This window comes from Polaribacter sp. ALD11 (genome assembly GCF_002831685.1).
Lineage (GTDB): Bacteria > Bacteroidota > Bacteroidia > Flavobacteriales > Flavobacteriaceae > Polaribacter.
In genome coordinates this window covers 598,698-612,877 of the sequence record NZ_CP025119.1, presented here as the reverse complement: position 1 = coordinate 612,877, position 14,180 = coordinate 598,698, and the positions used below count along the sequence as shown (strand labels likewise).

Genomic DNA, 14,180 nt, shown 5'->3' with positions numbered 1-14,180 from the left:
AAGAAGTTGTTGAAGCAGACACTAATTATGTGCTAATAGTTGAAATTTAGTTACTTAACATTCTTCTGAAAATGAATAAAAACCCAGCTTCTGTTGCAGAAAGTCTCAAAACTAAGAAATTAATTTGATTATGGTATAATAATTAATTCAATCATAATTGATGATATTATTAAAATCTTGTAATAATATCATCATTGCTTCTTTTAAAATATTCTGCTCTTTATTAACATAGGTACTTTTATTTTAAGAAATAGTATTCGATATTGTTTCGATAACACCAAGTGCAGCTCTTTCACCAGAAATCATAGCAGCGTTTAAAGAACCATTTAACTGAGCATCTCCTGCTAAAAACACATTGGTTGTTAAACGAGTTTCAGATGGCAACATTTCATATTGCAAATGATTAAGTTTTGGCAATGCCATTGGTATTTTATACCGTTTTATAAACGTACAAGAATCAATATTGCAATATTCCTGTAGCTCTTTTTTTACTTCTGCTACAAGTTTTTCTTCAGAAAGGTTTTTAGAATTTATAACGGTTACAGACAATAATTCTTTTTCCGTTTTGGTAACCGTTTTTAAGCTTGTGTGGTAAAAAATATTATTTATTAGTGTATTTTCTTTAGGAATAAGACCAATCAACTTCTTTTGAATGACTCTTTTTTCTGTTTCGAAATACAACGTGTCGCAAGATTTCCAATTAGTAGCTTGATTTTTTAAGTTTGATATTAAATTACTTGCATCTGCGGTAACTATAGAAAAATGACTTTCTAATTTTTCTCCATTATTAAGCGTTATTATTCCGTCTTTTATATCTGCAACTTTTGTATTAAATAGAAAAGTTGTATTTTTTAAGTTTTGTTGCAACTGATTAGGAATTGCCTGAATTCCTGCTTTCGGAATGGCAGCATCTCCTTCACCAAACATTTTATAAACAAACTCAAACATTCTACTCGATGTTTCTAATTCTGATTCTAGAAAAATACCACTAAAAAAAGGTTTGAAAAAGTCTACAATCATTTCATCTGAAAAACCATAACCTTTTAAATATGAACGTGTAGATTGTTCCTTATCAGCAAAAATGGCTGCAATCTCTTTTTTCTTTAAGTAACTATTCAGTTTTAATATTTTAAGCTTGTCGGAAAAGTTTCCAATTCCAGAAAATAGTGTAGAAAACAACAAAGAGGGATCTCTTAAAGGGTCCCCAATTATTTTTTGTTCCTTGTTTTTAAAAATTGAAGCTCCTGGTAAAAAACGTTGCAATTCTAACGATTTAAAATCGAGGTATTTTTGAGCTGCAGGATAAGCTGTTAATAAAACCTGAAAGCCATGATCTAATTGAAATCCGTTAACAATATCGGTTTTCACTCTTCCCCCAACAGTATCTGTAGCTTCTATAATAACTGATGAAAACCCATTATTTTCTAAAACTCTAGCAGCTACAAGTCCGCTAACACCAGCACCAATTATATGTATTCTATGCTCTTTATTCGTCATTCTTTTTCTTTTGACAATTTAGAAATAGTCAGTATTTTCTTTACTTTTAATTACCTGTAAAACAAACGTTAAACACCTCGAAAAAGAAACTACAATACCCCCATCATTCCTTCTTTTACAATAGCAATGTTTCTTTCTTTATTCGAATTTGTACTTTTTTCTTGGTCTTTAATCATTGTTCTCATTAAGTTGATAACCACTTTATCGAAACTAAATTTTTTGTACTGATTTCCTTTCGCAACCATGTCTAGAACCAAATTCTGAATAGCTTCTATGTTATTACTCTTAGAAATCATTTTAAAAGCTTTTTCATACAATACTTTTGTAGTATCATCTCCGGCTAAAAACATTCCTGAAACTACACTTTTAGCAATAAAAGGCAGTTCTGTTTCGTCATTAGATTCTATAAAAATCTTAGTTAATGGTGTAGCTAAAATTTTTCTTACTTCGTCTGGTAGTTCTTTTGAATTTTTCAAGGCCAAATCTTTGTCTATATAATACATTGCAACTAAAGACTTTCCTAAAACAGCATAGGATTCACTTTTTAAACCTTTTAGAAATATTTGTTTTAATTCTGGGTCTGTTAATTTACCTAAAGTTTCAATTGCAGCAGCTTGTACCAATGTTTTCTTATCTAAATTTGCTACTTGCATTATTTTTTGAATGGCATCTTTCTTAGAAAATTTATTAATTAAATCGATCTTTTCAAGTGCTAAAATTCTAATTTCATGCGAAGAATCATCTAAAGCACTTACAACTGCGTTAAAAGCATCTTTATCATCTTGTTTTTTTGAAACTTCTAACAAAGCCTCTCTTCTATGTGCATAGTTTTGGGCATTTTTCAATTGAAAAATATAATCGCTTAAGACTTTGTTTTCATTGATTTCACACAATAAAACGCCGTCTGCATTTATTTGAATTAATGTAGGCTGAGTTTTAAAATCAAACGTAAAAGAAGCATCATTATTTTCGATAAATACAGTTTCTCTCCTTCGTTTATTTCCTTCAAAAATATCTAAAGTTAAAGGAAACTGAAAATTTTGTGCTTGTAATTGTTGAATATTTACAGTTACCGTTTTTCTTAATTTATTATAATCGTAAGAAACATCTAATTTTGGATGATTTGCGCCAAAGTACCACTGATTGAAAAACCAGTTTAAATCTTTGCCTGTTACTTTTTCAAAAACCAAACGCAATTGATGTGCTTCTGCAGCTTGGTATTTGTATTCATTTAGATACATTTTTAGACTTGTAAAAAAAGCTTCATCGCCTACATAACTCCGCAACATGTGTAAAATAGCGCCTCCTTTATTATAGCTCACTAAATCGAACATGTCTTCTTTGTCTAGGTAATTAAAACGGACCAACTTTTTGTCAGCTTCTTGTCCGTCTAAATAAAGTTTTTTATTTCCAAACATGTGCATTTCAGCTGCTTCTTGTCCGTATTTATATTCTTGCCATAAATATTCGCTGTAGTTTGCGAAAGACTCATTTAAAGTAAGATTAGACCAACTTTCTGAAGTTACTAAATCTCCAAACCAATGATGAAAAAGTTCATGGGCAATCGTGTTTTCATGTTTGTTTCCATCAATTAATTGCCCTTTTGTTTGGTAGGCTTGTTCTCCATGAACCACGGCTGTCGTATTTTCCATTGCACCAGAAACATAGTCTCTTACTACAATCTGACTATATTTATTCCAAGGGAATGCTACCCCTAACTTCTCTGAGAAAAACTGCATCATTTCTGGTGTGTTTCCAAAAATATCTTTGGCATATTTTGCATATTCCTTTTCTACATAATAATCTACATCAATGTTTTTATATTTGTCTTTTATAATTTCAAACTCACCAACTCCTAAAAAGAATAAATAAGGTGCGTGTTTTAGATCCATTTTCCAGTAATCTGTTCTGTTTCCTCCGTTTTTAGTCTGACTAATTAATTCTCCATTAGAAAGTGTTATATATTTATTAGGAACAGTAATGTAAATTTCTTGCGTTGTTTTCTGGTTCGGAGCATCAATTGTAGGAAACCAACAGCTACTTCCTTCGGTTTCTCCTTGCGTCCATATTTGTGTCGGCTTATTTTTATCTGTGCCATCTGCGTTTATAAAGTACAAACCTTTTGCTGCAGTAATTGCAGCACTCCCCTTCTCTTTTACTTTTTCGGGTCTTGCTGTGTATTTTATATAAATGGTAAATTCTTCTTCTTTGGTATATTTCTTCGGAAGTTTTACTGTAATTTCATAATCGTCATAATCATAGTCTAATTTTTTGCCATTCAACGAAACTTCATGAATCAACATTGCTTTTGCATCTAAAACAAACTGATTGCTTGCGTAAAAATGAGGCTTTGCAGTAACCCAAGCCTCTCCATTTAATTGTTTTTCTACAAAATTGAAATCAACTTTTAATTTTGTGTGAATTAAATTGTATGTTTTTTCTCTTTCAGCTTTATAAATTGAGTTGTTTTGAGAAAAACCAATGGAGGTAATTGCGATAAAAATAATTAGGAACCAATATTTAATCTTCATAAGTAATATTTTCTTCTGACTTCAAAAATACTAAATATGAAGATAGAACGTGTTAATGAGCAGTTAAAAATAGTTAACAGTATTTAGTGGCAGTTTTATGGGTATTGTTTTTATTAAAATAAGATAATTTTAATAAAAAAAGCCTCAATTTCTTTTAGAGTTGAGGCTTCTTATAGGTGAAAAAATGAATGTATTACTACTTGTTAAACATTTTAGATAACTGCTTTAAAGAAGCACTATCTCCATCAACATCTACATTATTTAACATTTGTATTATTTGTGCAGGATTCATGTTTTCTCCTAATAACCTTGCAACTCCTACTCCTGCTTCATCTCCATATCCAAAAGCAATAACTTCATCTATAGCGTCTGTATCTCCAGAATAAAAAACTTTTACATTCATTCCTTTTGCTTTCATAGACATTAAACTCTTGTAGGTATTGTTGTCTGCAAAAATATTTTTAAGTTTCGCTTTTTCTAATTCATAAACAGCTGTGTTTTCTGCTGTTTTAGGTAAAAAAGCGACATTTATTTTCTTAATACTTTTAATGGTTTTCTTTACTTCTTCAGAAACATCTGCTTTTGCAGAAAGTACAGAACTTACTGGCAAATCGCCCGTATAAAAACCTTCTTTACCACTGGTATCTACTAAATAGCTTTGTAATGATTTTTCGTTTTTACACGAAGTTATCATTAAAACTAAAGTTAATATCGAAAGTATTTTGGTTATATTTTTCATTTGAATGGTTTTAAAAAAGTAAAGTCAGGTTTTTAAAAGCCTGACTTTACACGTTATACTTATTATTTTTTGGTAAAAGTATCTGCTAAATCAGACATTTTATTAATGTCGATATTCCCTGTTAAAGAAACAATCATAGCTTCAGACATTCCGTTTGTTCTTTTATCAATTCCTTTGATAAACATTAAAACTTCACTTACAAAATCTTTGTTTTTTGTAGATTTTACATAGATCTTAACACGCGTATCATCTTCTTTAATTCGCATTAATTGTGTTAAGTTTTGTTTTTTTATAGAAGAACTTACCATGGTCTCCATTTTGTCTGCTATTGCTTTGTCTTCCGTAGAAAACATTTTAAATTCTTTTAAATCTTTTACCATTTCAAAGACTTTCATTTCTTCGCTATCTTTAAATTTTTCTGGACTAAATTTAGATAATAATTCGAAGGCATCTTTGGTAACAACTACCATATCTACGCCATCTAAATCTTCTAAAGAATCGAATAAAGACTGTGCGCTAGTTACCATCGGAGCAACAATAAACGCTATTAATAGGATTATTTTTTTCATAATTTCTTTGTTTACTTGGTTTTACTATTTTTTACTTGGTTTTATTTTAATATCTTATTTACTGTGTTTTCATAAGTATATAAAGTGGCTACAGCCAGTTCTCCTTTTTTTAAGTTTTTAGACAACAATTCTAAGCCTTTACTTACTTGCGCATAAATTCTTTGCGCTTCTTTTCTTTGTTGATTTTTATCATATTGCTGTTTACCAACAAATACGCTTAACAACAACACTACCGATGCTGCTACAGACAACCATTTAAAGTTTCTCTTTTTAGATTTCTTAGGTTCTAACTTTAAGGTTTTTGTAAACGTTTCATCTTTAGCAATAGTAAAATAATTAAACATACTTTCATATTCTTGCAAATGTGGTGCAACATTACCTTCTGTGAAATAGTTTTTCAAGGTTGTTTCTTCTTGCAAAGAAGTTTCTGCGTTTAAATATTTTTCTACTAATTTTTCTATGTTAGCTAACTCCATAGTTGTGTTTTTTAGTTAATTCTTCTCTTATTGTTTTTCTTGCTCTAGATAATGCAACTCTTACTGCTGTTGGTTTCATATCTACCATTTTACAGATTTCTTCAAAATCATATTGTTCAATATCTCTTAATTGAATAATAATTTTTTGTTGCTCTGGCAGCTTTTCAATCAATTGGTGTACTTGGTTTACACTGTCTCGATATTCAAGCTTCTTGTCTAAAGACGTTTCTTTTTCTTGATAATTACTGTGTACTAATGTTAAATTACTTGCTTGCTTCGATTTTAATCTGTCATAACAATAATTTTTAGTCATTGTCATTGCAAATGCTTCCACATTTTTATAATCAGCAATTTTTTCTTTGCTTCTCCACAATTTAAAAATCAGTTCTTGAGTAGCATCTTCAGCTTCCTCTGTAGAAACTAATAATCTTTTTGCTAATCTAAAGACCTTATCTTTAAATGGTAAAACAACTTTTAAAAAGTCTGACTGGTTCATTTAGGTTTGGTTGATTAATTGTAAACCTCTTAATTATAACCTATATATTATCGGGTTTACATCTTTACGACGAGTTACAATTTAATTTGTTACACAAGAATTTAAAAATAATACTAATTCTATTTATATTGCGTTAGATTTACGAAACAATTTATATTCTTTTTAAATGAAAAACCTTTTAAAAGCTACTTATTTATTAATAATTACTATTTTTTTTACGCAATGCTCTAAAGAATACCAATTACCAGAAAATTTGGTTGTACAAGATTTTGTTTGGAAAGGATTAAACGCATACTACTTGCACCAAGATGAAATTGCAGATTTATCTGACAGACGTTTTAGTTCAGATCAAGAGTTAAACGCATATCTAAGTGGTTTTACAGATTATAATACTTTATTTTCTAGCTTATTAATTACTGCGGATGCAAAATCGTCTTTATTAGAAAATTATTCAGACTTAAATATCGAAATACCTAGAAGTGGTTTTTTAAATGGAATGGAGTTTGGCATTATTGAAGAACCTAATAATACCGAAAATGTAATCGGTTATGTAACTCATACTTTACCAAGTTCTGATGCGGCAACAAAAAATATACTTCGTGGTGAATTTTTTAATGCTGTGGATGGTATTCAATTAACACAAACAAATTTTGAAAGTTTATTAATAAATGGTGCAGACACTTTTAATCTAACAATGGTAAATTTTGATGGAGTAACAGTAACTCCAAATGGTAATATTATTGCTTTACAAAAACAAAATTACGACTATGATACGGTATTTTTAGAAAAAAACTTTACCATTGGCACAGATAATATTGGTTATTTAATGTATAATAATGGCTTTTCTAAAAATTCAATAAACGATCTAAATAACACCTTTTTAAACTTTAAAAATCAAGCTACTAACAAACTTGTTTTAGATTTACGTTATAATATTTCTGGCGGTAGTTTTGCTAAAAACATCACCAACTTAGCAACCATGATTACTGGGCAATTTGCAAACAAAGTTTTTATAAAAGAACAGTGGAATTCGAAAGCACAAACTTGGTTTGAAGCAAATCAACCAGACTCTTTATTAACTAAGTTTCCTGCTAAATTAAATTCCACAACAGCATTTAATAGTTTAGAAGTAACAGATCTTTATATTATTTTAAATGGAGAACATTTTTCTGGCTCTTCTGCTATCGAATTATTCATTAACAGTTTAAATCCGCATATAAACGTACATATTATTGGTACAGAAACTGCTGGTAATAATACGGGAGCGATTACTCTATATAATTCTGAAGATTATGATTTTCCTTTAAGAAATGAAACACATACAGTAGCTTTACAGCCAGTTGTGTTAAGTTTCTTAAATAAAGACGACCAAACCTATAAAAACGGATTTACACCAAACATTACACTTTGTGCTAATGAAGATATTATAAATTTAGGAGAATTAGGAACACGCTCAGAACCTATTTTAGATCGAGTTTTAGAATATGTTTCTACAGGAAATACTGGTACAAATGTTGTATGTAACTCTAATAATTTAACATTCTTATACAATTCTATCGATTCTCAAAGAGAAATTGATAAAGGCGTATTTATAAAACAAGATTTACCTAACACTAATTAATATGAAGAAATATATTTTAGCAAGTTTACTTTCAATCTTATTTTTAACAGTTTCTTGTGCTAAAGAAGAAGATGGTCTAAGTGAAGAATTTGAAGTTACTACAGGTGATGAAATTAATGATTTTATATGGAAAGGTCTCAATCTTTATTATTTATGGCAAGAAGATGTACCCAATTTAGCTGATAATAGATTTAGTAATTTAGAAGAAATTTATACTTTTTTTAGAAGAAATGAAACGCCAGATGATACTTTTAACAGTTTATTAAATCAGCCAGGTACAATAGATCGTTTTTCTTGGATTGTTGATGATTATGTAGCTTTAGAAAATTCTTTTCAAGGAATCAATTTAAGCACTGGAATGGAGTTTGGCTTGGTAAGATATACAAAAAGTAATACTAATATTTATGGTTATGTACGCTATGTAATACCTAATTCTAGCGCAGCAACACTAGGTATTACACGAGGAATGTACTTTAATTCTGTAAACGGAACACAACTTACAGATTCTAATTATAGAACTTTATTATTTAGTAACGCGACTTCTTTTTCAATAGGACTAGCAGATTATAATTTTGGAAACCCGACTGCAAATAATACAACAGTTTCTTTAGACAAAACAGAAATTCAAGAAAATCCAATTGCAGATTCTAGAGTAATTGAAGATGGTACAAAGAAAATAGGTTATTTAATGTACAATCAATTTGCAAGTTCTTATGACCAAGATTTAAATGCCGTTTTTAATACTTTTAAGTCAGCAGCTGTAGACGATTTAATTATCGATTTACGATACAACGGAGGTGGCTCTACAAATACCGCAGGTTTTTTAGGAAGCATGGTAACGGGGCAGTTTTCAGATGAAATATATTCTAAAGAAATTTGGAACAAAAAATATACAAATGCTTTTCCTGCAGATAACTTTATCAATAATTTTCCTACAAGAATTAGAAAAACAGATCGTAATAATAACGTGGTTGTAGATGAAGCTATTAATAGTTTAAATTTACAAAGAGTCTATTTTATCGTTACAGGAAGTTCTGCTTCAGCATCTGAATTGGTTATTAATGCTCTAGATGCACATATAGAAGTAAAAGTAATTGGTACCACAACTGTTGGTAAACAAGTTGGTTCTGTTACCTTATATGATTCAGACAATTTACAAAGAAACGGAGCAAATTTAAACTCTAAACATACCTATGCAATGCAACCACTGGTCTTAGAAATTAAAAATAAAGATGATAAAAATTACCCAAACGGAATTATTCCTGGAACAAACTTCACAGGAATTAACTTAGCTGAAAATATTGGTAATTTAGGTGTTTTGGGAGAACGTTCAGATCCTTTGCTAGATAGAACTCTAAAGTATATTTCTACAGGATCTAAAACATTTTCTAAAAAAGACAATTTTGTAAAAACAGAAGAAGTTTTCAATTCTAAATTAGCGACTCCTGCTGGTAATAATATGTATTCTGATTTAACTAAATATTAAGAAGAATAAGATATTCTTGTGGTTTCAATTAAAAATTGATTTCAAATTGTATTTTTACGTGAGCAATCACAAGAAAGATGCAGAAAGTAATAACCCTACATAAGTTGTGAATTGATTTCAAATTGTATTTTTACGTGAGCAATCACAAGACAATTGTTTCTTCTGGAGATGATGAATTTGTTGTGAATTGATTTCAAATTGTATTTTTACGTGAGCAATCACAAGTGCATTAAAAAATTTGTTAGAATTGCGTTAGTTGTGAATTGATTTCAAATTGTATTTTTACGTGAGCAATCACAAGGTTTCGGGTAAAACAGAAGCAGCGAAATGGGTTGTGAATTGATTTCAAATTGTATTTTTACGTGAGCAATCACAAGTTTAACACCATTAACATCAACAACAGTAGAGTTGTGAATTGATTTCAAATTGTATTTTTACGTGAGCAATCACAAGAGACATATTACTCTTATGAACTTCATCGTAGTTGTGAATTGATTTCAAATTGTATTTTTACGTGAGCAATCACAAGTTACAGACGCTACTGGTAAGCCTTTAAATAGTTGTGAATTGATTTCAAATTGTATTTTTACGTGAGCAATCACAAGTAATATTTGTTTTTAATTATACTTCAAAGAGTTGTGAATTGATTTCAAATTGTATTTTTACGTGAGCAATCACAAGTTTAAAAACAATTGGGTTTCTGTTAAATCTGTTGTGAATTGATTTCAAATTGTATTTTTACGTGAGCAATCACAAGTTTTTCTTTTGAATTTACAGGTAGAAGATTGTTGTGAATTGATTTCAAATTGTATTTTTACGTGAGCAATCACAAGTTCTGAATCTTCTTTAAATAAAGACGTATTGTTGTGAATTGATTTCAAATTGTATTTTTACGTGAGCAATCACAAGAACAACACTGTTTAAAGAAAATAACTCATTGTTGTGAATTGATTTCAAATTGTATTTTTACGTGAGCAATCACAAGAAATGGAAAGTTTTAAATGGTGGTATATACGTTGTGAATTGATTTCAAATTGTATTTTTACGTGAGCAATCACAAGGCTATTACGTCTTGCATTTCTGCGGTTGTCGTTGTGAATTGATTTCAAATTGTATTTTTACGTGAGCAATCACAAGTTATCTTCAATGGATAGTTATTTTATAGGTGTTGTGAATTGATTTCAAATTGTATTTTTACGTGAGCAATCACAAGGACATCTCCTCAAGGGGTTGACAAGTATTTGTTGTGAATTGATTTCAAATTGTATTTTTACGTGAGCAATCACAAGCATATAAATATTTTGGTATTTCTTCAAACTGTTGTGAATTGATTTCAAATTGTATTTTTACGTGAGCAATCACAAGCTGACATTATAGCAACTTAACAATATAACAGTTGTGAATTGATTTCAAATTGTATTTTTACGTGAGCAATCACAAGTTTAAAGTAGACGCAAAGTGAAAATATTCCGTTGTGAATTGATTTCAAATTGTATTTTTACGTGAGCAATCACAAGTTATGTCCTTGTTTACTTTTGGTTCGTACCGTTGTGAATTGATTTCAAATTGTATTTTTACGTGAGCAATCACAAGCTGTTAATTTTTTATCATTAACTCTAATAAGTTGTGAATTGATTTCAAATTGTATTTTTACGTGAGCAATCACAAGATAGGGTTAATATCTAAAGATGCAGGGATAGTTGTGAATTGATTTCAAATTGTATTTTTACGTGAGCAATCACAAGAACTAAAGGTGTTGCTACAAACAAAAAAACGTTGTGAATTGATTTCAAATTGTATTTTTACGTGAGCAATCACAAGGAACGATTTTCAACTCCTTTTATCTCCCATGTTGTGAATTGATTTCAAATTGTATTTTTACGTGAGCAATCACAAGAAAGATGGAATATATATTCCTTTAAACTTGTTGTGAATTGATTTCAAATTGTATTTTTACGTGAGCAATCACAAGAAATGCTTTTTGAGCAGTTCTGGCATTGGTGTTGTGAATTGATTTCAAATTGTATTTTTACGTGAGCAATCACAAGAAAACCACCGGCATCTTCTCCTGCTCCTTTGTTGTGAATTGATTTCAAATTGTATTTTTACGTGAGCAATCACAAGTCAACACCAAAACGAGCCCAACGTTCCGCCGTTGTGAATTGATTTCAAATTGTATTTTTACGTGAGCAATCACAAGTAAAGGTGATGGTAATGCCAGGGGTCATATGTTGTGAATTGATTTCAAATTGTATTTTTACGTGAGCAATCACAAGATTATGAGATAACAAATACTTACCCGCTACGTTGTGAATTGATTTCAAATTGTATTTTTACGTGAGCAATCACAAGTGGAGATACTCCAAGATTTATAGATTTACCGTTGTGAATTGATTTCAAATTGTATTTTTACGTGAGCAATCACAAGTGTGAGCACATCTCGCCCAGAATCCATCTTGTTGTGAATTGATTTCAAATTGTATTTTTACGTGAGCAATCACAAGTTAACTTTGCAGTTTGATTACCTGTTGATCGTTGTGAATTGATTTCAAATTGTATTTTTACGTGAGCAATCACAAGCTTCTTCATCGTCACCTTCATGCATATTGCGTTGTGAATTGATTTCAAATTGTATTTTTACGTGAGCAATCACAAGGAAATAAAAGAAACAATTAAGCTTAGAGATGTTGTGAATTGATTTCAAATTGTATTTTTACGTGAGCAATCACAAGTCCTGATAAATTCGAATGCTTGCATCAGGGGTTGTGAATTGATTTCAAATTGTATTTTTACGTGAGCAATCACAAGTTCTAAAGATTCAAGTGTTTTTACTCTTTTGTTGTGAATTGATTTCAAATTGTATTTTTACGTGAGCAATCACAAGTTTAATCCTAGCTTCTGCTTGCAGTGTTGCGTTGTGAATTGATTTCAAATTGTATTTTTACGTGAGCAATCACAAGAAGCGTCAACTACGTCCATTGTTTCTAATAGTTGTGAATTGATTTCAAATTGTATTTTTACGTGAGCAATCACAAGAATTCTATTATTTTTAATGAATACTTCTATGTTGTGAATTGATTTCAAATTGTATTTTTACGTGAGCAATCACAAGTGCAGACTCAAAATGCATAAGTCTAACTAAGTTGTGAATTGATTTCAAATTGTATTTTTACGTGAGCAATCACAAGTGAATTGAGTAGAATATGGAGTTCCATATCGTTGTGAATTGATTTCAAATTGTATTTTTACGTGAGCAATCACAAGTTAACTTTGCAGTTTGATTACCTGTTGATCGTTGTGAATTGATTTCAAATTGTATTTTTACGTGAGCAATCACAAGTACCAATCTAACGATTCCTTCTGCATCTGTGTTGTGAATTGATTTCAAATTGTATTTTTACGTGAGCAATCACAAGGTCAATCCCAAAATGTTGAGTAAAATCAATACTTTGGGATTCCTTTTTTGAATTAGAAAAACCTATTTTTTGAAGTGAATAAATTTATTTTACCAATACTTTTTAAATCCTACTTTAAAATAATTGCAATTGCTGTGTAGGTTGCGGTAAGTCCATTTCTTTTATTCCATGAAACAATTCCATATTGCCAAATTGCTTATCTGTAATTTCTAAAATACAGACTTTACCATGTTTTGGTAAACTCATTTTCACTCTTTTGGTATGTACTTTCGCATTTTCTCTGCTCGGGCAATGTCTCAAATAGATAGAAAATTGAAACATTGTATAACCATCATCTATTAATTTTTTACGAAAGAGACCTGCAGCTTTTCGTTCTTTCTTAGTTTCTGTTGGTAAATCAAAAAATACTAAAACCCACATAATTCTATAAGCGCTATATCTGTTAGCTGACATTTAATCTAATTCAGGGTATTTTATGTGCCTCAACTCTCCTGTAAAGCATTTGTACAAACTTGATGTTGTTGTGGTAACAGCAACAAATAAAGGTCTAATAAGTCCGTCAATAAAAACATCTTGCGTGGCAATTGTTAATATATGTGCTTTTGCCTCTTTATTCAACTCATGATTATAGTTACGCATCACATAATTATAAACTAATTTGTCTACAAAAGGCCTGTAAGGTTCCATAATATCATCTGCCAAACAATACGCATTGTATTTATTTCTATGAAAAATCCCTAAAACGGGTAACAATCCACTACTTACCAAAGCTCTAGCAACAATACTCCTTAAAACAGCATATCCAAAATTCAGTAAATTATTTGGTTCCGACCCAAAACGTTCTCTAGAAAAATTTTCAAACAAGTGTTTCCAATAAAATTGAGCTGCCATTCCTTCCCTATTGGAAGTATCTCCGCTTTTTACGTTTAATTTATATTCGGCTAAAGGTTCTGAAACTTTGTTATTTAAATTTAATAATGCTTTTTGATTTTCTTTTTTTTGTTCAACGGTTTGTTTCCAAAGTTGTTTTTTCAAAGGTTCTGATGCTGCTAATTGATATTTAATCCTCTCAGAATATTCTGAATGACCATACAATGGCAACATCATACCAAAAGGCAAATGATGTTCATCGCAACTAACTACAGCCACATTATTTCCTTGTAATTTAATTAAAAGTTGATTAGAAATTGTTATTTGGTAATGATCTAACATTAGCAAAGCAATATCTTCTATGGGCACTGTTCCTTTAATTTCTTTGGTTTCTGGTTCTTGTACTACGAGTTGCTTTTGCTTTAATTTTAAATAGGATGGATTTCCAATATAAATGGTTCTTTTTATCATAGCGTCCT

The 14,180-nt window shown here is 30.1% G+C and carries 10 protein-coding genes and 2 CRISPR repeat arrays; of the genes, 2 read left to right on the top strand and 8 right to left on the bottom strand.

Annotation, left to right across the window (positions count from 1 at the left end):
• Positions 1 to 243 precede the first annotated feature (243 nt).
• The 6 genes from CW731_RS02545 to CW731_RS02520 form a co-directional block, all read right to left on the bottom strand.
• Positions 244 to 1,497 (bottom strand): NAD(P)/FAD-dependent oxidoreductase, encoded by a 1,254-nt coding sequence (locus CW731_RS02545; protein WP_100945254.1) that lies wholly within the window; start codon positions 1,495 to 1,497, stop codon positions 244 to 246.
• Positions 1,498 to 1,586: 89 nt separating this feature from the next.
• Entirely contained in the window at positions 1,587 to 4,028 is a 2,442-nt protein-coding gene (locus CW731_RS02540; protein ID WP_100945253.1) for a M1 family metallopeptidase, read from the bottom strand.
• A gap of 196 nt (positions 4,029 to 4,224) precedes the next feature.
• Positions 4,225 to 4,767 (bottom strand): DUF4252 domain-containing protein, encoded by a 543-nt coding sequence (locus CW731_RS02535; RefSeq protein WP_100945252.1) that lies wholly within the window; start codon positions 4,765 to 4,767, stop codon positions 4,225 to 4,227.
• A gap of 62 nt (positions 4,768 to 4,829) precedes the next feature.
• Positions 4,830 to 5,336: a DUF4252 domain-containing protein gene (locus tag CW731_RS02530; RefSeq protein WP_100945251.1), complete on the bottom strand. Its 507-nt coding sequence runs from the start codon at positions 5,334 to 5,336 to the stop codon at positions 4,830 to 4,832.
• A gap of 41 nt (positions 5,337 to 5,377) precedes the next feature.
• A complete protein-coding gene (locus tag CW731_RS02525) occupies positions 5,378 to 5,812 on the bottom strand; it encodes a hypothetical protein (protein ID WP_100945250.1) in 435 nt (144 codons plus the stop codon).
• A complete protein-coding gene (locus CW731_RS02520) occupies positions 5,799 to 6,308 on the bottom strand; it encodes an RNA polymerase sigma factor (RefSeq protein WP_100945249.1) in 510 nt (169 codons plus the stop codon). The genes CW731_RS02525 and CW731_RS02520 overlap by 14 nt, the downstream gene beginning before the upstream one ends.
• Before the next feature lie 166 nt (positions 6,309 to 6,474).
• Between CW731_RS02520 and CW731_RS02515 the strand changes: the two genes are divergently transcribed.
• Positions 6,475 to 7,929 (top strand): S41 family peptidase, encoded by a 1,455-nt coding sequence (locus CW731_RS02515; protein WP_100945248.1) that lies wholly within the window; start codon positions 6,475 to 6,477, stop codon positions 7,927 to 7,929.
• A gap of 1 nt (position 7,930) precedes the next feature.
• Positions 7,931 to 9,415: a S41 family peptidase gene (locus tag CW731_RS02510; protein ID WP_100945247.1), complete on the top strand. Its 1,485-nt coding sequence runs from the start codon at positions 7,931 to 7,933 to the stop codon at positions 9,413 to 9,415.
• Positions 9,416 to 9,518: 103 nt separating this feature from the next.
• Positions 9,519 to 10,172: direct repeats of the CRISPR family, unit length 46 nt; unit sequence GTTGTGAATTGATTTCAAATTGTATTTTTACGTGAGCAATCACAAG.
• Between the two features lie 30 nt (positions 10,173 to 10,202).
• Positions 10,203 to 12,831: direct repeats of the CRISPR family, unit length 46 nt; unit sequence GTTGTGAATTGATTTCAAATTGTATTTTTACGTGAGCAATCACAAG.
• A 114-nt stretch (positions 12,832 to 12,945) separates the two neighbouring features.
• On the opposite strand, the gene cas2 is transcribed toward CW731_RS02510, so the two are convergent.
• Positions 12,946 to 13,284: a CRISPR-associated endonuclease Cas2 gene (gene cas2 / locus CW731_RS02505; RefSeq protein ID WP_100945246.1), complete on the bottom strand. Its 339-nt coding sequence runs from the start codon at positions 13,282 to 13,284 to the stop codon at positions 12,946 to 12,948.
• Positions 13,285 to 14,172, bottom strand: a complete 888-nt coding sequence (cas1, locus tag CW731_RS02500) for a type II CRISPR-associated endonuclease Cas1 (protein WP_100945245.1) — start codon at positions 14,170 to 14,172, stop codon at positions 13,285 to 13,287.
• Between the last annotated feature and the right edge of the window lie 8 nt (positions 14,173 to 14,180).

Coding starts and splice junctions, on each gene's coding strand:
- CW731_RS02525 (WP_100945250.1), bottom strand. CDS start 5,812: ATGGAGTTAGCTAACATAGAAAAATTAGTAGAAAAATATTTAAACGCA.
- CW731_RS02515 (WP_100945248.1), top strand. CDS start 6,475: ATGAAAAACCTTTTAAAAGCTACTTATTTATTAATAATTACTATTTTT.
- cas2 (WP_100945246.1), bottom strand. CDS start 13,284: ATGTCAGCTAACAGATATAGCGCTTATAGAATTATGTGGGTTTTAGTA.
- CW731_RS02545 (WP_100945254.1), bottom strand. CDS start 1,497: ATGACGAATAAAGAGCATAGAATACATATAATTGGTGCTGGTGTTAGC.
- CW731_RS02520 (WP_100945249.1), bottom strand. CDS start 6,308: ATGAACCAGTCAGACTTTTTAAAAGTTGTTTTACCATTTAAAGATAAG.
- cas1 (WP_100945245.1), bottom strand. CDS start 14,172: ATGATAAAAAGAACCATTTATATTGGAAATCCATCCTATTTAAAATTA.
- CW731_RS02540 (WP_100945253.1), bottom strand. CDS start 4,028: ATGAAGATTAAATATTGGTTCCTAATTATTTTTATCGCAATTACCTCC.
- CW731_RS02535 (WP_100945252.1), bottom strand. CDS start 4,767: ATGAAAAATATAACCAAAATACTTTCGATATTAACTTTAGTTTTAATG.
- CW731_RS02510 (WP_100945247.1), top strand. CDS start 7,931: ATGAAGAAATATATTTTAGCAAGTTTACTTTCAATCTTATTTTTAACA.
- CW731_RS02530 (WP_100945251.1), bottom strand. CDS start 5,336: ATGAAAAAAATAATCCTATTAATAGCGTTTATTGTTGCTCCGATGGTA.